The organism is Salipiger sp. CCB-MM3, from assembly GCF_001687105.1.
Taxonomy (GTDB): domain Bacteria; phylum Pseudomonadota; class Alphaproteobacteria; order Rhodobacterales; family Rhodobacteraceae; genus Salipiger.
On the sequence record NZ_CP014596.1, the window covers coordinates 125,876 to 141,805 of the forward strand.

General features: G+C 65.9%; 16 protein-coding genes. 7 read left to right on the top strand and 9 right to left on the bottom strand.

Annotation, left to right across the window (positions count from 1 at the left end):
- Nucleotides 1-75: 75 nt before the first annotated feature.
- From AYJ57_RS14520 to AYJ57_RS14535, 4 genes are all read right to left on the bottom strand, one after another.
- Entirely contained in the window at nt 76-531 is a 456-nt protein-coding gene (locus tag AYJ57_RS14520) for a universal stress protein (protein WP_066107462.1), read from the bottom strand.
- 61 nt (nt 532-592) lie between these two features.
- On the bottom strand, nt 593-1,801 hold the full coding sequence (locus AYJ57_RS14525; RefSeq protein ID WP_066107465.1) for a hypothetical protein: 1,209 nt from the start codon (nt 1,799-1,801) through the stop codon (nt 593-595).
- A 3-nt stretch (nt 1,802-1,804) separates the two neighbouring features.
- Nucleotides 1,805-2,668: a branched-chain amino acid aminotransferase gene (locus AYJ57_RS14530; RefSeq protein WP_066107468.1), complete on the bottom strand. Its 864-nt coding sequence runs from the start codon at nt 2,666-2,668 to the stop codon at nt 1,805-1,807.
- A 217-nt stretch (nt 2,669-2,885) separates the two neighbouring features.
- On the bottom strand, nt 2,886-3,659 hold the full coding sequence (locus tag AYJ57_RS14535) for a ZIP family metal transporter (protein WP_066110324.1): 774 nt from the start codon (nt 3,657-3,659) through the stop codon (nt 2,886-2,888).
- Nucleotides 3,660-3,784: 125 nt separating this feature from the next.
- Between AYJ57_RS14535 and AYJ57_RS14540 the strand changes: the two genes are divergently transcribed.
- Nucleotides 3,785-4,951 carry an alpha-hydroxy acid oxidase gene (locus tag AYJ57_RS14540; RefSeq protein WP_066107471.1) on the top strand — a complete coding sequence of 389 codons (1,167 nt, stop codon included), beginning with the start codon at nt 3,785-3,787 and terminating at the stop codon, nt 4,949-4,951.
- Nucleotides 4,952-4,989: 38 nt separating this feature from the next.
- Here the strand turns inward: AYJ57_RS14540 and AYJ57_RS14545 are convergent, their stop codons facing one another.
- Complete coding sequence (locus AYJ57_RS14545; protein ID WP_083191300.1) at nt 4,990-6,138, bottom strand: MFS transporter; 1,149 nt, start codon at nt 6,136-6,138, stop codon at nt 4,990-4,992.
- A gap of 196 nt (nt 6,139-6,334) precedes the next feature.
- On the opposite strand from AYJ57_RS14545, the gene AYJ57_RS14550 reads away from it, so the two are divergent.
- Nucleotides 6,335-6,958, top strand: coding sequence for a 50S ribosomal protein L25/general stress protein Ctc (locus AYJ57_RS14550; protein ID WP_066107473.1), 624 nt, complete (start codon nt 6,335-6,337; stop codon nt 6,956-6,958).
- Nucleotides 6,959-7,030: 72 nt separating this feature from the next.
- Here the strand turns inward: AYJ57_RS14550 and AYJ57_RS14555 are convergent, their stop codons facing one another.
- A complete protein-coding gene (locus AYJ57_RS14555) occupies nt 7,031-7,342 on the bottom strand; it encodes an antibiotic biosynthesis monooxygenase family protein (RefSeq protein WP_066107476.1) in 312 nt (103 codons plus the stop codon).
- Nucleotides 7,343-7,418: 76 nt separating this feature from the next.
- Between AYJ57_RS14555 and pth the strand changes: the two genes are divergently transcribed.
- Together pth and AYJ57_RS14565 are read left to right on the top strand one after the other, a co-directional pair.
- Nucleotides 7,419-8,162: an aminoacyl-tRNA hydrolase gene (gene pth, locus AYJ57_RS14560; RefSeq protein WP_066107478.1), complete on the top strand. Its 744-nt coding sequence runs from the start codon at nt 7,419-7,421 to the stop codon at nt 8,160-8,162.
- Nucleotides 8,163-8,252: 90 nt separating this feature from the next.
- Nucleotides 8,253-8,624: a DUF2237 family protein gene (locus AYJ57_RS14565; protein ID WP_066107481.1), complete on the top strand. Its 372-nt coding sequence runs from the start codon at nt 8,253-8,255 to the stop codon at nt 8,622-8,624.
- Nucleotides 8,625-8,705: 81 nt separating this feature from the next.
- On the opposite strand, the gene trpB is transcribed toward AYJ57_RS14565, so the two are convergent.
- The 3 genes from trpB to AYJ57_RS25905 all read right to left on the bottom strand — a co-directional run bounded on the left by trpB (nt 8,706) and on the right by AYJ57_RS25905 (nt 11,766).
- A complete protein-coding gene (trpB, locus tag AYJ57_RS14570) occupies nt 8,706-9,926 on the bottom strand; it encodes a tryptophan synthase subunit beta (RefSeq protein ID WP_066107483.1) in 1,221 nt (406 codons plus the stop codon).
- 257 nt (nt 9,927-10,183) lie between these two features.
- Nucleotides 10,184-11,530, bottom strand: coding sequence for a proline--tRNA ligase (proS, locus tag AYJ57_RS14575; RefSeq protein WP_066107486.1), 1,347 nt, complete (start codon nt 11,528-11,530; stop codon nt 10,184-10,186).
- An 86-nt stretch (nt 11,531-11,616) separates the two neighbouring features.
- Nucleotides 11,617-11,766: a hypothetical protein gene (locus AYJ57_RS25905; RefSeq protein WP_157374177.1), complete on the bottom strand. Its 150-nt coding sequence runs from the start codon at nt 11,764-11,766 to the stop codon at nt 11,617-11,619.
- Between the two features lie 105 nt (nt 11,767-11,871).
- Between AYJ57_RS25905 and AYJ57_RS14580 the strand changes: the two genes are divergently transcribed.
- The 3 genes from AYJ57_RS14580 to AYJ57_RS14590 all read left to right on the top strand — a co-directional run bounded on the left by AYJ57_RS14580 (nt 11,872) and on the right by AYJ57_RS14590 (nt 15,898).
- Nucleotides 11,872-12,942, top strand: coding sequence for an AI-2E family transporter (locus AYJ57_RS14580; protein ID WP_066107490.1), 1,071 nt, complete (start codon nt 11,872-11,874; stop codon nt 12,940-12,942).
- Nucleotides 12,939-13,625: a chromosomal replication initiator DnaA gene (locus AYJ57_RS14585; RefSeq protein ID WP_193789545.1), complete on the top strand. Its 687-nt coding sequence runs from the start codon at nt 12,939-12,941 to the stop codon at nt 13,623-13,625. The genes AYJ57_RS14580 and AYJ57_RS14585 overlap by 4 nt, the downstream gene beginning before the upstream one ends.
- A gap of 98 nt (nt 13,626-13,723) precedes the next feature.
- Entirely contained in the window at nt 13,724-15,898 is a 2,175-nt protein-coding gene (locus tag AYJ57_RS14590) for an RNA degradosome polyphosphate kinase (protein WP_066107494.1), read from the top strand.
- Nucleotides 15,899-15,930 lie beyond the last annotated feature (32 nt).

Here is a 15,930-nt window from a genome sequence, read left to right on the forward strand (position 1 = left end):
TCCCGACACGGACGGTCGGCGCTCCGGACCGCAGCACCAAGAAGGCACCCGCCCTCCGGCACCACGGATGGCCGCTCAGGTGATCGCCTCGAGCCGTTCCTTGGACATGTCTCCCGGCACGATGGTCAGCGGGATCGGCAGACTGCCCGAACTGCGGGTCATCTGACTGACCAGCGGTCCCGGCCCCTTCTTGTCGGCGGCGGCGCCCAGCACCAGCACGCCGATCGATGGGTCTTCGTCGACCTGCGCAAGGATCTCCGTCACCGGATCGCCCTCACGGACCACCAGTTCGGGATCGACGCCCTGACGGTCGCGCATCCATTTGGCGAAGACCTCGAAATGCGCCTCGATCCGCTCGCGGGCCTCGGCGCGCATGATGTCACCCACGCCGATCCAATGGTTGAACTCATCGGGCGGGATCACCGACAGGATCGACACGCCGCCCTTGGTCTTGGCCGCGCGCATGGCGGCGAAACGCATGGCATTGAGACATTCGCGGCTGTCATCCAGCACGACGAGGAACTTGCGCATTGGGCTCTCCTTCGCGGCGATCATGGCGCAGGGGGCAGGCGCAGGCAATGTCGATTTCTCATCACTCCACCAGCGCCGCCAGACCGCGCGCCGCCGGCCGCAGCAGACGCGCGCCCAGCCAGCCGCCAAGGGCCGTCAGCGCCTGCGCAAGCGCCAGCCAGACCATAAGCCCCGCGGCGATCGCGTGATCCGAGACGCGCACCAAGGCCCGGAAGGTGCGGGATTTTCCAAGCACCTCCATGACCCCGCGCGTCTCGCTGCCCGCCACCTCCGACACCCGCGCGAGCCGCGCCGCATCCTCGGCGCTGTCCACATGGCGCAGCAGCAGCACGCCGTCGGTCATCGAGGTGTTGCCTACCACCCGGCTAACGTCGCCCGCCAGAGCCTCGGCCCTTGCCAGTCGCGCCATGTCCGCCGCCGCGCCGCTGCCGCTGGCCAACCGCCGCAGCATGCCCGCGTCCGCGAGGCGCGCCAGTTCATCCAAGAACGAGGGCGTCAGCGTGTTCAGCCGCCGCCCCATGCGCAGCGCCGTGGCGCCCGCCTTGACCGAGGCGGAACTGCCGCCCGTGACTACCAGCGCGCCCGTCGCCGCCAGCCCGACGGTGGCCAGCGTCACCTCCACTCCGTCCACAGCACTGCCGCTGAGCCAGTCGCCGCCCGCCCGGCGCAATGCGTTGAGATCGCCGAGCGGCGTCAGTTCCAGCGGGATGCCGCAATAGGCCAGCATCTGCAGCGAGGGGCAATTGGCGATATCGGCGGCGCAGGTGCCGCAGGTGGCGACCTTGCCCCAGACGCTGTCCTTAGCCTCGCGCAACTCTTCGATCTGCCGCGCTTGCGCCGCGTCCGGCTGCTGACCGACGCGCGCGGCCAACGGCAGCAGCATGTCGATCCGGTCAAGGTCCTGCGCCTCCAGCGCCTCGGCGATCTGCTGCGCGAGCCGCTCGGGGCTCAGCATCCGCGCCAGTCCGGCGTCCAGCGCCTGCCGCACTTCGGCGGTGCTGGCCTGCAGGAAAGGCCGCGCGAAAGGGTTGGTCGAGAGGGTCCAGACCATCAGCAGCAGGCTGACCAGCAGCGGCAGGGCGCGGATCGAGCGTGCCAGCCCCCGGCGGCGGCGCCTCGGACGTCTAGGGCCGCGCGGCTCAGACCGCAGATCGCCCCCCGGCAGATCGCGCCGCGGGGCGTCCGTTTCGGCATAGCGGCGTTCGGCCCGCAGCACCGGGCGCTGCGGGTCCTTGGGGCGTGTCGCGACGAGCGGCGGCTCGCGGCGCAAGACTCAGCCTTCGCTGAGTGCCCAGTCCCAGTAAAGCTCGCGCACACGGCGCGTCACGGGACCGATCTGGTAATTGGTGTCTTCAAAGCCCGACACGGCGGTCACCTTCTGCAGGTTGCCCGAGAGGAACACCTCGTCAGCACCCTCGAAGTCCTCGAAACTGAGCACCGCCTCATGCACCTCCATGCCGTCGGCGCGCATGTTCTCGATGTGACGCGCACGGGTGATCCCCGACAGGAAGGTGCCATTGGCGATCGGGGTGAACACCGCGCCATCCTTCACCATGAAGGCGTTGGCCGTGGCGCTCTCGGCGACATTGCCGAGCGCATCGGCCACCAGCGCGTTGTCGAACCCGCGCGCGCGCGCCTCGACCAGCATCCGCGCATTGTTGGGATAAAGGCAGCCCGCCTTGGCGTTGCAGACCGAGCTTTCCAGCACGGGCCGGCGGAACCGCGTGCGGCCCAGCCGCGATGCTGCGGTGTCGGGCGCCATGGGGATCTCTTCGAGCGAGATGGCAAACGCGGTGCCTTCGGCGCCCGGCACGATGGCGGTCGCGTCGCCCTGCGTCGCCCAATACATCGGGCGAATGTAGAGGGCCGCCTCCTTGGGATAGGCCGAAAGCCCCTCCCAGACGATCTGCACCATCTCCTCGGCGGTGATCGTCGGCGTCAGCATCAGCGCCTTGGCCGAGCGGTTGATCCGCGCGCAATGGGCATAGAGATCGGGCGCAATGCCATTGACGTAACGCGCGCCATCAAAGACCGAACTGCCGAGCCAGGCCGCATGATCTGCCGCGCGCATGATCATCGCGTCCCCGTCGTGCCAGGTGCCCTGGAAATAGGTGCGGATGTTCTTGCCCGTTGCCATCGTCGTGTCTCCTGCGAAAGTTGCGCGGACCCTAAGCCCGCGCCGCCGCCGCGTCCAGACCGCCCCGCCGCGCCCTCACGGAAGAGCGAGCGGCGCCCCCGCCCCTTTCATCTTTCCACAAATACTCGACAAAACCCGCCGCCAAGGCGCAGCAAGCCCCTTCATTGTTCCCCAAATACGCAAACACCCGCGCCAGACGCGCCGCCGCCGGGCCGCGTCAGCCCAGCGTCACGTCAAGGAACATCATCAGGATCAGGCCAAAGAGCAGCCCCGTAGTCGCCCGCTTCTGGTGGCCGTTGCGGTGGGTCTCGGGCACGATCTCATGGCTGATGATGTAAAGCATCGCGCCCGCCGCGAAGGTCAGGCCCCAGGGCAGCAGCACCGAACTGACCGAGACCGCGACCACGCCCAGCAGCGCCCCTACCGGCTCGACCAGCCCGGTGAGCGCGGTGTAGAGCAGCGCCTTGCTGCGGGAATAGCCCAGCCCCACCAAGGCCACCGCCACGGCCAGCCCCTCGGGCATGTCCTGCAGCGAGATACCGGTCATCACCGAAAAGCCGTTGGTCCGGTCGACACCGTAAGCGACGCCGATCGACAGGCCTTCGGGGAAATTGTGGATCGAGATCGCCAGAACGAACAGCCAGATCCGCGCGAAGGTCGCCTGATCCGCCCCGCCCTCGGGGCCGGTCTTGAAATGCTCGTGCGGAATCGCGTGGTTGAGCCACGCCACGAAGCCCGAGCCGAAGGCGATGCCGCAGGCGGCGATGGCGGCGGCGATCCAGACCGAGCCGGTCTGTTCCTGCGCCACGTCGATGCCCGGAATGATCAGCGAGAAGTAAGAGGCTGACAGCATGACCCCGGCGGCAAAGCCCAGCATCATGTCCGAGGTCGCCTGCGTCATCTTGCGTCCGACCAGCGCCGGGATCGCCCCTGCCGTGGTGGCAATCGCGGCGATCATGCCGCCACCGACGCCCCAGAGAATGTCCTGCATGAAGCCTCCGATCTGCATTCGCGCGCACTAAACGTGCTCTGCCGGGGAGATACAAGCACACGTCATTGCGCAAACTCTGGCGAAGCGGTAAGGAAACCTGACCACATAGCGGAGGAAGGCGGCCCATGCCGGTGATCACAGAGATCGAGGACCTCAAACGCATCTATCGGCGCAGGGTGCCGAAGATGTTCTACGACTATTGCGAGTCGGGCAGCTGGACAGAGCAGACCTTCCGCGAGAACAGCTCGGATTTCGACGATCTCTATCTGCGCCAGCGCGTCGCCATCGACATGACCGGCCGCAGCACCGCGACGCAGATGATCGGTCAGGACGTGGCGATGCCGGTGGCGCTGGCTCCGGTGGGCATGACCGGGATGCAGCACGCCGACGGCGAGATCCACGCCGCGCGCGCGGCCGAGAAATTCGGCGTGCCCTATTGCCTGTCGACCATGTCGATCTGCTCAATCGAGGATGTCGCCGAAAACACCTCCAAACCGTTCTGGATGCAGGTCTATACGCTCAAGGACGACGACTACATGAAGCGGCTCTTCGACCGCGCCAAAGACGCCAAATGCTCGGCGGCGGTGATCACGGTTGACCTGCAGATGCTGGGCCAGCGTCACAAGGACCTGAAGAACGGCCTGTCGGCCCCGCCCAAGCTGACCCCGAAGTCGGTCGCCAACATGATGACCAAAGTGCCGTGGGGGCTGGAGATGCTGCAGACCAAGCGGCGCTTCTTCGGCAATATCGTCGGCCATGCCAAAGGCGTGACCGACCCGTCGTCGTTGACCACATGGACGGCGCAGAGCTTTGATCAGGCGCTCGACTGGGACCGCATCCGCGAGTTCCGCAAGATGTGGGACGGCCCGCTGATCATCAAGGGCATCATCGACCCGCGCGACGCTTTGGAGGCCTGCAACGTCGGGGCCGACGCCATCGTGGTGTCGAACCACGGCGGGCGGCAGCTTGACGGCGCGCTCAGCTCGATCCGCGCGCTGGCGCCGATCATGGACGCGGTGGGTGACAAGATCGAAGTGCATCTCGACAGCGGCATCCGCTCGGGGCAGGACGTGCTGAAGGCCGTCGCCATGGGCGCCAAGGGCTGCTGGATCGGGCGCGCCTATATCTACGGGCTGGGCGCTATGGGCGAGGCCGGGGTCACCCGTGCGCTCGAAGTGATCCACAAGGAACTGGATGTGTCGATGGCGCTTTGCGGGCGCACCGACGTCACCACCGTGGACCGCGATATCCTGATGATACCCAAGGGATTTTCCGGCGACTGGGAAGAATAACCGGAACGTTTGAGCCGGAACCGCTGATGGTGCGGCGCCTAGCGTCGCGCCATCAATGGCAGCAGCACCAGCGGCACCGCCAGCAAAAGCAGCGCCACCGCGCCGAAGGCGGCGCGCAGGCCGAAGACCTCGGACAGCCCGCCCATCAGCGGCGGCCCAAGGAAGAACCCCGCATAACCGATCACCGTCGCGCGGCTGACCGCTAAGGCACGCGCCCGGGGCGTCACCCGCCCGCCCATCCATGCATAGGCCATGGGTGCCAGCACCGAGACGCCAAAGCCCAGCACCGCAAAGCCCGCCCAGCCAATCAGCGCCGTCGGCGCCAGCGCCGCCACCAGCGCACCGAAGGCGGCAAGCCCAGCCCCGGCCCCCAGCACGCCCGCGCCGTTGAGCCGCCCGATCACCCCCTGCCCGGCAAGCCGTCCGGCACCCATGGTCAGCCCCAGCAGCGTCGGCGCCAACGCGCCGCCCACGGCGCCTGCACCAAGGTTGCGCTCCAGATGCAGCGCTGACCACGCCTCGGTCGCCTGCTCTGCAAGAAAACCGATGCAGATGACCACCCCTGCCAGAACAACCACCACCCAAGGCAGCGGACCGCGCGCATCGGATCCCGGCGCGGCGCTCCCATGGTGCGGCAGCACCGCGCCGCCGCGCGCCACCAGCGCCATCGCCAGTGTCACCAATGCCGCGCCCATGAAGATGCTCCACAGCGGCAGCCCCGCCCCCCGCGCAATGCCCGCCGTCAGCGCCGCGCAGGCATAGACCAGCGAATAGCCCCCGTGGGCGAGGTTCATCAGCGGCCGCCCGGACTTTGCCTCGAGATGCGACAGCTGCGCGTTCATCGCCACATCGACCGTGCCCGCCGCCGCTGCGCAGCACAGCATGATCGCGCCAAACTGCACGCCCGAGGTCGCGAGCCCCGGCAGGGCAAAGCCGCAGGCCAGAAGCGCGATGAACACCGGCATGGCCCAGCGGCGCAGCCGCTCTTCCGCCCATGGCGCCAGCCACATGGCAGCGATCGCGCCGCAGGTCGAGATCAGCATCGCCGTGGCGAAACCGCCATCGCCAAGCCCGGTCTGCGCCATGACCACGGGCACGCTGCCCGCAAACACCCCCCAGCACACGCCGATCCCGGCAAAGCCCGCCAGCGGCGCGCGGATCATCCGCAGATCACTCAAAACGCTCATGGTCCCTCCGTTCGCCGCAAGCCGTCGCACGGCCCGGCGGGAAGATCCAGCCAGTCCCGCCCCTGCCTCCCGCGCGCGCGGAGCAACCGCCACAGAGGATTAGCCCTTGCCCAAAGAGGGAATCCGGTCTAATGGGCTGCCTTCATCGCGGGGTGACAGCCTTGGAGGCACCCCCACAGACATATGGAGATACAAAATGGCTGGTGAGATTCCTGATCTCGAAGCCCTGGAACGGTCGGGGACGGGCAAGGGCGCCGCTCGGCAGGCCCGCCGCGACGGCATGGTTCCGGGGATTGTTTTTGGTGGCGAAGCAGACCCGCTTGCTATCCAGATCCCGTTCAACACGCTGCTCAAGCGCCTGAAAGCAGGCCGCTTCAAGTCGACCCTGTTCAACCTCAAGGTTGACGGCCACGACGACGTGCGCGTGATCTGCCGCGACGTTCAGCGCGATGTGGTGAAGGACCTTCCGACCCACTTCGACCTGATGCGTCTGCGTCGCACCTCGCGCATCAACCTGTTCATCCACGTTGATTTCATCAACGAAGAGCAGGCACCGGGCCTGAAGCGCGGCGGCGTTCTGACCATCGTGCGTCAGGAAGTCGAACTGAACGTTCTCGCCGGCGATATCCCGGACCACATCACTGTGGACCTGGCAGGCAAGCAGATCGGTGATGTCATCCACATCAACGACGTCGTGCTGCCGGAAGGCGCAAAGCCGACCATCGACCGTAACTTCGTGATCGCCAACCTCTCCGCTCCGCGCGGTCTGGTTGAAGCCGAGGCCGAAGAAGGCGAAGAAGAAGCCGCCGCAGAGGAATAATCCTCGCGCAGCTTCGCTGAAAAGACGGCCCCGCCATTTGGCGGGGCCGTTTTCGTTTGGCGGGCTAGCTGCCTACTCCAGCACCTGCACCGCCGAGAAAATCTCAAGCTCGGGCCCGCCGCGATACATGCCCTCGCGGCTCTTCGCGCCTTTGTGGGCCATGCGGAAAGCCTCGCTCTTGGTCCACGCGATGAAGCTTTCCTCATCCTCCCAGACCGTGTGCGAGGCATAGAGGATATGGTCCTCGCGCTCCGGCCCCTTGAGTAGCGCGAAGCTGCGGAAGCCGGGCACGCTCTTGAGCTGGCTGTCGCGCTGCGCCCAGACCTCTTCGAACTCCGCCGCCCGCTCGGGCACCACCTTGAAGCGGTTCATCGTGAGATACATGGTCTCTCCCTCGTTGCTGTGCTATCGCCATCCCTGCCCTATCTAGGGGGCGAGGCAACCAATTCGGAGACGCGGCGTGCAGATTTTCGTGGGTCTGGGCAATCCCGGCGGCAAATACGCGAAGACGCGGCACAATATCGGCTTCATGGCCGTCGACCGGATCGCCGAGGATCACGGCTTCTCGCCGTGGCGCGCGCGGTTTCAGGGCGAGGTGGCCGAAGGCCGGCTCGGCACCGAGAAGGTGCTGCTGCTGAAGCCGCAGACCTTCATGAACCTCTCGGGGCAATCGGTCGGCGAGGCGATGCGCTTCTTCAAGCTCGAGCCGGGCGATGTGACCGTGTTCCACGACGAACTTGACCTCGCGCCGGGCAAATGCCGGGTGAAGACCGGCGGCGGCCATGCAGGCCACAACGGGCTGCGCTCGATCCACCAGCACATCGGCGAGGCCTATCACCGCATTCGCCTCGGCATCGGTCATCCGGGCCGCAAAGAGGCGGTGGCGGGCTATGTGCTGCACGAGTTCGCCAAGGCCGAGGAAGGCTGGCTGGACGATCTGATGCGCGGCATCTCCGACGGTGCCAAGGCGCTGGCGTCGGGTGACAAGCCCGGCTTCCAGAACGCCGTGGCGCTGCGCGTGGCGCCGCCGCGCTCCTCGCAAGGAACCGGTCAAAAGGGTGCGGGCCAGAAGACCGCGGGCAAGCCGGGCAGCAACACGCCCACCGCCAAGGACGGCGATGCCGCCAAGCCGCAAGCTGCGCCCGAAGCCGCGACTGAGGACAGCCGCAGCCCGCTGCAAAAACTGGCGGACAAGTTTCGCTGAGCTTTCGGGGCATCGCCTTACCTCTCCTTGTCCAAGGCCTGCGGTCTGCTAGGCTTGGCCGCATGAGTTCTCGGTAACGGAGGGACGAACATGCAGAAAGACAAGGCGATCAACGTTCTGGGCGAACTGCTACACCCTTGCTCGGTCGACCCAATGACCGGCTATTTCCGCGACGGGCACTGCAACACCTGCACCGAGGATTCCGGCAGCCACACGGTCTGCGCCGTGATGACGGCGGAGTTTCTCGCCTATTCGAAATACGTCGGCAATGATCTGTCGACCCCGCGCCCCGGCCTGCGCTTTCCGGGGCTGAAGCCGGGCGATCAATGGTGCCTCTGCGCGCTGCGCTTCCTGCAGGCCCATGACGAGGGCTGCGCGCCGAAGGTGCAACTCGACTCCACCCATCAGCGCGCGCTGGAAGTGGTGTCGCTGGACATCCTCGAACAGCATAAAGCCGACTGAGGCACACAGCAGGCACACAGCCCCGCAGCAATGGAAAAGGCCGCCCCGAGGGGCGGCCTTTCGTGTCTCTACGAACTCGGATCAGGCGATGTCGACGCCGAGGTGCTTGGCGACGGCAAAGATGTCCTTGTCGCCCCGCCCGCACATGTTCATGACGATGATGTGGTCCTTGGGCAGATCCGGCGCGATCTTCATCACATGGGCGAGCGCATGGCTCGGCTCCAGCGCCGGAATGATGCCCTCGGCCGAGCACGACAGCTGGAACGCCTCGAGCGCTTCCTTGTCGGTGATCGCCACATATTCGGCGCGGCCAGTGTCATGCAGCCAAGCGTGCTCCGGCCCGATGCCCGGATAGTCGAGACCGGCCGAGATCGAAAAGCCCTCGAGGATCTGCCCGTCGTCATCCTGCAGCAGATAGGTGCGGTTGCCATGCAGCACGCCGGGGCGACCGCCAGTCAGCGAGGCGCAATGCTCCATCTTCTCGTTGACGCCCTTGCCGCCCGCCTCGACGCCGATGATCTTCACGTCCTTGTCGTCGAGGAACGGGTAGAACAGGCCCATGGCGTTCGAGCCGCCGCCGATGGCGGCGATGATCGTGTCGGGCAGACGGCCCTCGGCCTCCATAATCTGCTCTTTGGTTTCCTTGCCGATGATCGACTGGAAATCGCGGACCATGGCCGGGTACGGGTGCGGGCCCGCCACCGTGCCGATGCAATAGAACGTGTCGCGCACATTGGTCACCCAGTCGCGCAGCGCGTCGTTCATCGCATCCTTCAGCGTGCCGCGGCCAGAGGTCACGGGAACCACTTCGGCGCCCAGCAGGCGCATGCGGAAGACGTTGGGCTGCTGACGCTCGACGTCATGCGCGCCCATGTAGACCACGCACTTCAGGCCGAACTTGGCGCAGACGGTCGCGGTGGCCACGCCGTGCTGACCGGCGCCGGTCTCGGCGATGATCCTTGTCTTGCCCATGCGCTTGGCGAGGATGATCTGGCCGAGCACGTTGTTGATCTTATGCGCGCCGGTGTGGTTCAGCTCGTCGCGCTTGAAATAGACCTTGGCGCCGCCCAGCTGCTCGGACAGGCGCTCGGCGTGATACAGCGGCGAGGGACGGCCAACGTAGTGCTTCCACAGGAAGTCCATCTCGTCCCAGAAACTCTGGTCGGTCTTGGCGCGCTCATATTGCTCCTCAAGCTCGAGGATGAGCGGCATGAGGGTCTCGGACACGAAACGCCCGCCGTAGATGCCGAAGCGGCCCTTCTCGTCGGGGCCTGTCATGAAGGAATTGACCAGATCGTCCATAGCGCGTCTCCCGCTGAATTTCCCCCTTCTCTAAAGCATGCCCCAAGGCAAAGGCCAGAGCAGACGAAGCCCGCAGGCAATTTCCCTGCTGCTGCGCCCGCCCGGTCCCTTCTTCTCTTTCCAAATACGCACAGCGCGAGGGTGCAATCAGCGGGGCACCAGCCGCGCCGGGTACCAAGCCCGCAAAGAAACTACCGGCAACAAAAAGACCGGCCGCGGTGTCCCACAGCCGGCCCTGATCACAATGCGCGAGCGCCTCAGCCCTTGGCGGCAACGCCGTAGATTTGCGCGATGCGGTCCACGGCGGCCTCGGGCGCCAATTCCTCGCTCTCGCCGGTACGGCGCGAAGTCAGTTCGACGACGCCGTTCTTCAGCCCGCGCGGGCCGACGGTGATGCGCCACGGCAGGCCGATGAGGTCCATGGTGGCGAATTTGGCACCCGCACGCTCGGCACGGTCGTCATAGAGCGGCTCCAGCCCCAGCGCGGAGAGCGCGGCGTAGAGCGACTCGCAGGCCGCATCCGCCTCACCGTCGCCCTGCTTGAGGTTGACGATGCCGCAGTGGAAGGGGGTGACGCCCTCGGGCCAGATGATGCCCTTGTCGTCGTGGCTGGCTTCGATGATCGCGCCCAGCAGACGCGACACGCCGATGCCGTGCGAGCCCATGTGCACGGGCACCTGATTGCCGTCCTTGTCGGCAACGGTGGCGCCCATCGGCTCGGAGTATTTGGTGCCGAAGTAGAAGATCTGGCCGACCTCGATGCCGCGCGCGGTGCGGCGGCGCTCTTCGGGGACCTCGGCAAAGACTGCCTCGTCGTGGGTCTCGTCGGTGCGGGCGTAGCGCGAGGTGAACTCTTCGAGCACGGCCTGACACTGCTCGACCGAATCGTAGTCGATCTCGCGGTCGCCGAACTTCAGCTCGGTGATCTGGCTGTCATAGAACACTTCCGACTCGCCGGTTTCCGCCAGCACGAGGAACTCGTGGGTGTCGTCGCCGCCAATCGGGCCGCTGTCGGCGCGCATCGGGATCGCCTGCAGGCCCATGCGCTCATACGTGCGCAGGTAGCTGACAAGGTGACGGTTGTAGGCGTGCAGCGCGTCTTCCTTGGTCAGGTCGAAGTTGTAGCCGTCCTTCATGTAGAACTCGCGGCCCCGCATCACGCCAAAGCGCGGGCGGATCTCGTCGCGGAACTTCCACTGGATCTGGTACAGCGTCAGCGGCAGGTCCTTGTAGCTGCCGACGTGGCTGCGGAAGATATCGGTGATCAGCTCTTCGGCGGTGGGCGTGAACAGCATGTCGCGGTCGTGCCGGTCGCGGATGCGCAGCATTTCCTCGCCGTAATCGTCGTAGCGGCCGCTCTCGCGCCACAGGTCCGCCGACTGGATCGTCGGCATCAGCATCGGGATGTGGCCGGCGCGCTTCTGCTCTTCGTGGATGATGTCCTCGATCTTGCGCAGCACTTTGAAGCCCAGCGGCAGCCACGAATAGATGCCAGCGCTCGATTGTTTGATCATGCCGGCGCGCAGCATGTAGCGGTGCGAGACGATCTGCGCCTCGGAAGGCGTTTCTTTCAGAACGGGCAGGAAATAACGGCTCAGACGCATGCGGGCCTCCCGGAGATTGGCGTTTCGCACGGGTTAGGCGAAGGGCGCGCCAAGGGCAAGAGGTCTGCGCATCAGCGCGCCCGCGGTTAGAGCACCGCCGAATGCGCCGGATCGGTCAGCATCAGGAACAGCGGCAAAAGCAGGAACATCCAAACGAAAAGAAAACGCAGCATTGCCGCTCCTTCGAAATCAGGCTTGAAAATAGTCGTAAAAATCAGATGGCAGGCAGAATGCACCGGATTGCCCGCTTCGCCTAGCGCGAAGTTGCGAGCGGCCTGCGCAGACTTGAAAAGGCACGGCGGAGCGGCGATGAAGGGCGGACGGCAGAGAAAAGGATTCCCATGGCGCTCCCCGTGCGTGATCAGATGAAGTACTGGGGCGTTGCGGCCATCATCTTTGCCGTGGTGCTTTGGTATCTGGGCAACGTCCTGCTGCCGTTCATTCTTGGCGGCGCCATCGCCTATTTCCTCGACCCCGTGGCCGACCGGCTGGAACGGATGGGTCTGAGCCGGGCCATGGCGACCATGGTGATCACCCTCGCCGCGATCCTGATCTTCGTCATCCTCGCGCTCGCCGTGATCCCGACGCTGGTCCGGCAGGCGGGCGACCTGATCGAAACCGCGCCGCAGCTGTTCCGCGACCTGCGCGATTTTCTCGGCACGCATTTCCCGTCGCTGGTGGTTGAAGGCAGCCCGATGCGCGAGGCGCTCGTCTCGATCGGCCAGACCGTGCAGGAGCGCGGGGCCGAACTGCTGAACACCGCGCTCAGCTCGGCGATGTCGGTGATCAACATCCTGATGCTCTTTGTCATCGTACCGGTGGTGGCGGTCTATCTGCTGCTCGACTGGGATCGCATGGTGGCCCGCGTCGATGAGCTTTTGCCGCGCGACCATGTTTCGGTGATCCGCCAAATCGCCAGCGAGATCGACGCCACACTGGCCGGTTTCGTGCGCGGCATGGGCTCGGTCTGCCTGATCCTCGGCTGCTATTATGCCATTGCGCTGGCGCTGGTCGGGCTAAACTTCGGCCTTGTGGTCGGGGTGATCGCCGGGCTTTTGACCTTCATCCCCTATGTGGGCGCGATCATCGGCGGGGCGCTGGCCATCGGGCTGGCACTGTTCCAGTTCTGGGGCGAGTGGTACTGGATCGCCGCCGTGGCGGGCATCTTCTTCCTCGGCCAGTTCCTTGAGGGCAATTTCCTCACACCCAAGCTGGTGGGCAGCTCGATCGGGCTGCATCCGGTGTGGCTGATCCTCGCGCTGTCGGTCTTCGGCACGCTCTTTGGCTTTGTCGGGATGCTGGTCGCCGTGCCGCTGGCGGCGGCGCTGGGGGTGATCATGCGCTTCGTGATCGACCAGTACAAAGACAGCCGCCTTTATCGCGGCCTCGAGCACGACCGAGAGGCCCCATGACCCTGCCTCAGCAGCTTCCTCTGCCCCTGCCGGTCCGCGCCGCGCTGGGGCTCGAGGACTATTTCGTCTCGGGTTCAAACGCGCTTGCCGTCGCGCTGCTCGACGGCTGGCAGAGCTGGCCCTCGGGCAAGCTGATCCTCGTCGGCCCCGCCGGTGCGGGAAAGACCCATCTTGCCCATGTGTGGGCGGCTGACTGCGGCGCGACGATCCTGCCCGCCGCGGCGCTGCCGCAGGTGGATATTCCCGATCTGGCCGAAGGTCCGGTCTGCATCGAGGACGTGCCGCAAATCGCCGGGGACCGCCCCGCCGAAGAGGCGCTGTTCCATCTGCACAACCTTGCGCTGGCGCAGCACCAGCCGCTGCTTCTGACCGCACAGACCGCGCCCAAGCATTGGCAGCTATCCCTGCCCGATCTCTGCTCGCGCATGGAAGGCACCCAGACCGCCACCCTGCCCGAGCCCGACGACGCGCTGCTTGCCGCGGTTCTGGCGAAGCTTCTGGCGGACCGCCACTGCGTGCCCGCCCCCGATGTGATCCCCTATCTGCTGCGCCACATGCGCCGCAGCTTCGGCATGGCCCAGAAAGTTGCCGCCGCGCTCGACGCGGGCGCGCTCGGCCGCCCCAAGGGCATGACGCGCACTCTGGCCCGCGAGATTCTGCTGGCTGTCGATCCCCGCGCGTGATCCGTACCCGCCGCAGCGCAGCGCTTGCGCCCTCTCCGGCAGTCGGGCATCCTTCCTCTTTCATCAAGATGTTGCAATTCGTGACGCATATGCCCCCCATGACCATCGCTGATTTCCTCACCGCCCCGATCCCCGAGCCGCAGGACCTTCCCGAGATCGACCTCTCGGGCCCCGGCCGCTATTACAACCGCGAACTCAGCTGGCTGGGCTTCAACTGGCGTGTGCTGGAAGAGGCCGAGAACACCAAGGTTCCGCTGCTCGAACGGCTGCGCTTCCTGTCGATCTCGGCCACCAACCTCGACGAGTTCTACACCGTGCGCGTCGCCGGTCTGCGCGAGCTTGCCCATGCGGGCAACACCACCCCCGCCGCCGACGGGCTGAGTCCCGCCGAGCAGCTTGTGCTGATCGACGAGGACGCGCGGCGGCTGATGGCGCATCAGCAGAAGGTGCTGGGCGAGCTTGAGAAGGAACTGGACGCGGCGGGCATCGACATCGTGCCGCGCGACGCGCTGCAGCCCGAAGACCTCGAACACCTCAACACCCAGTTTCTCGAGCAGGTCTTCCCGGTGCTCTCGCCTCTGGCGATCGACCCGGCGCACCCGTTCCCCTTCATCGCCAACATGGGCTACTGCCTCGCGCTGGAGCTTGAGCGCAAGCGCGACCGCCGCACGCGGCAGGCGCTGCTGCCGATCCCGCATCAGATCGACCGTTTCATCGCCCTGCCCGCCCCCGAGGGGCACAACCGGTTCATCTACCTCGAAGACGTGCTGCTGCTGCACATCGAAAGCCTGTTCCCCGGCTACCGGGTGAAGGACCACTTCGGCTTCCGCGTGCTGCGCGACAGCGACATCGAGGTCGAGGAAGAGGCCGAGGATCTGGTGCGCGAGTTCGAAGTGGCGCTGAAGCGCCGCCGCCGCGGCGAGGTCGTCCGTCTGACCGTCAGCGCCGGTGCGCCAAAGCAGCTGCGCAGCATCGTTATGCGCGAGTTGTACGTGCAGGAAGACGATGTGATCGAGCTCGACGGGATGATCGGCATGGCCGACCTCAAGGAGTTGGTGCTCGACTCCCGCCCCGATCTGCTGTGGCCCAGCTTCACACCGCGCGTGCCCGAGCGGGTGCAGGACCACGAAGGCAATATGTTCGAGGCGATCAAGCAAAAGGACATGCTGCTGCACCACCCCTATGAGACCTTCGACATGGTGGTGCGCTTCCTCAATCAGGCGGCGATGGATCCGGACGTGGTGGCGATCAAGCAGACGCTTTATCGCACCTCGCGCAACTCACCGATCGTCGAGGCGCTCTGCGAGGCGGCAGAGGACGGCAAGTCGGTCACCGCGCTGGTCGAGCTGAAGGCGCGCTTTGACGAGGCCGCCAACATCCGCCAGTCGCGGCGGCTGGAACGCTCGGGCGCGCATGTGGTCTATGGCTTCCTCGACTGGAAGACCCACGCCAAGATCTCGAGCGTGGTGCGCCGCGAGGGCGACAAGCTGGTGACCTACACCCACTGGGGCACCGGCAATTACCACCCGATCACCGCCAAGATTTACACCGACCTGTCGTTCTTCACCTGCGATGCGCAACTGGGCCGCGACGCCTCGAAGATCTTCAACTACCTGTCGGGCTACGCCATGCCCGAAGGGCTGGAGAACCTCGTGATCTCGCCGCACACGCTGAAGCCGCGCATGCTGGAACTGATCGAGGCCGAGGCCGAGCACGCCCGTCAGGGGCGCCCGGCGCAAATCTGGCTGAAGATGAACTCGCTGATCGAGCCGGATATGATCGACGCGCTCTATGCCGCCAGTCAGGCGGGCGTGAAGATCGACTGCGTGATCCGTGGCATCTGCGGGCTGCGCCCCGGCGTGAAGGGCCTGTCAGAGAACATCCGCGTCAAAAGCATCGTGGGCCGCTTCCTCGAACACTCGCGCATCGCCTGTTTCGGCAATGGCCACGGGCTGCCGCACAGCAAGGCGCGCGTGCTGATCTCTTCGGCGGACTGGATGGGGCGCAACCTCAACCGCCGCATCGAGACCGGCATCGAGATCATGAACCCCACGGTGAAGGCGCAGATCGTCAGCCAGATCATGGCGGCGAACCTCGCCGACACGGCGCAGAGCTGGGTGATGGAACCCTCGGGCAAATTCACCCGCCACGCGGTGCCGGAGGGCGAGTTTTCGTTCAACTGCCACCGGTTCTTCATGGAGAACCCGTCGCTCTCGGGTCGCGGCTCGGCTGGTGCCAAGGACGTGCCGAAGCTGACCCACGCGGGCGACTGACCGGCCAAAGTTCTGACACTGCGTTAAAAAAG

What these genes read in the sequence shown, in the direction of transcription:
- AYJ57_RS14520 (WP_066107462.1), bottom strand. Translation starts at nt 531, where the DNA reads ATGCGCAAGTTCCTCGTCGTGCTGGATGACAGCCGCGAATGTCTCAAT.
- AYJ57_RS14530 (WP_066107468.1), bottom strand. Translation starts at nt 2,668, where the DNA reads ATGGCAACGGGCAAGAACATCCGCACCTATTTCCAGGGCACCTGGCAC.
- AYJ57_RS14535 (WP_066110324.1), bottom strand. Translation starts at nt 3,659, where the DNA reads ATGCAGGACATTCTCTGGGGCGTCGGTGGCGGCATGATCGCCGCGATT.
- AYJ57_RS14540 (WP_066107471.1), top strand. Translation starts at nt 3,785, where the DNA reads ATGCCGGTGATCACAGAGATCGAGGACCTCAAACGCATCTATCGGCGC.
- AYJ57_RS14545 (WP_083191300.1), bottom strand. Translation starts at nt 6,138, where the DNA reads ATGAGCGTTTTGAGTGATCTGCGGATGATCCGCGCGCCGCTGGCGGGC.
- AYJ57_RS14550 (WP_066107473.1), top strand. Translation starts at nt 6,335, where the DNA reads ATGGCTGGTGAGATTCCTGATCTCGAAGCCCTGGAACGGTCGGGGACG.
- AYJ57_RS14555 (WP_066107476.1), bottom strand. Translation starts at nt 7,342, where the DNA reads ATGTATCTCACGATGAACCGCTTCAAGGTGGTGCCCGAGCGGGCGGCG.
- AYJ57_RS14565 (WP_066107481.1), top strand. Translation starts at nt 8,253, where the DNA reads ATGCAGAAAGACAAGGCGATCAACGTTCTGGGCGAACTGCTACACCCT.
- trpB (WP_066107483.1), bottom strand. Translation starts at nt 9,926, where the DNA reads ATGGACGATCTGGTCAATTCCTTCATGACAGGCCCCGACGAGAAGGGC.
- proS (WP_066107486.1), bottom strand. Translation starts at nt 11,530, where the DNA reads ATGCGTCTGAGCCGTTATTTCCTGCCCGTTCTGAAAGAAACGCCTTCC.
- AYJ57_RS14580 (WP_066107490.1), top strand. Translation starts at nt 11,872, where the DNA reads ATGGCGCTCCCCGTGCGTGATCAGATGAAGTACTGGGGCGTTGCGGCC.
- AYJ57_RS14585 (WP_193789545.1), top strand. Translation starts at nt 12,939, where the DNA reads ATGACCCTGCCTCAGCAGCTTCCTCTGCCCCTGCCGGTCCGCGCCGCG.
- AYJ57_RS14590 (WP_066107494.1), top strand. Translation starts at nt 13,724, where the DNA reads ATGACCATCGCTGATTTCCTCACCGCCCCGATCCCCGAGCCGCAGGAC.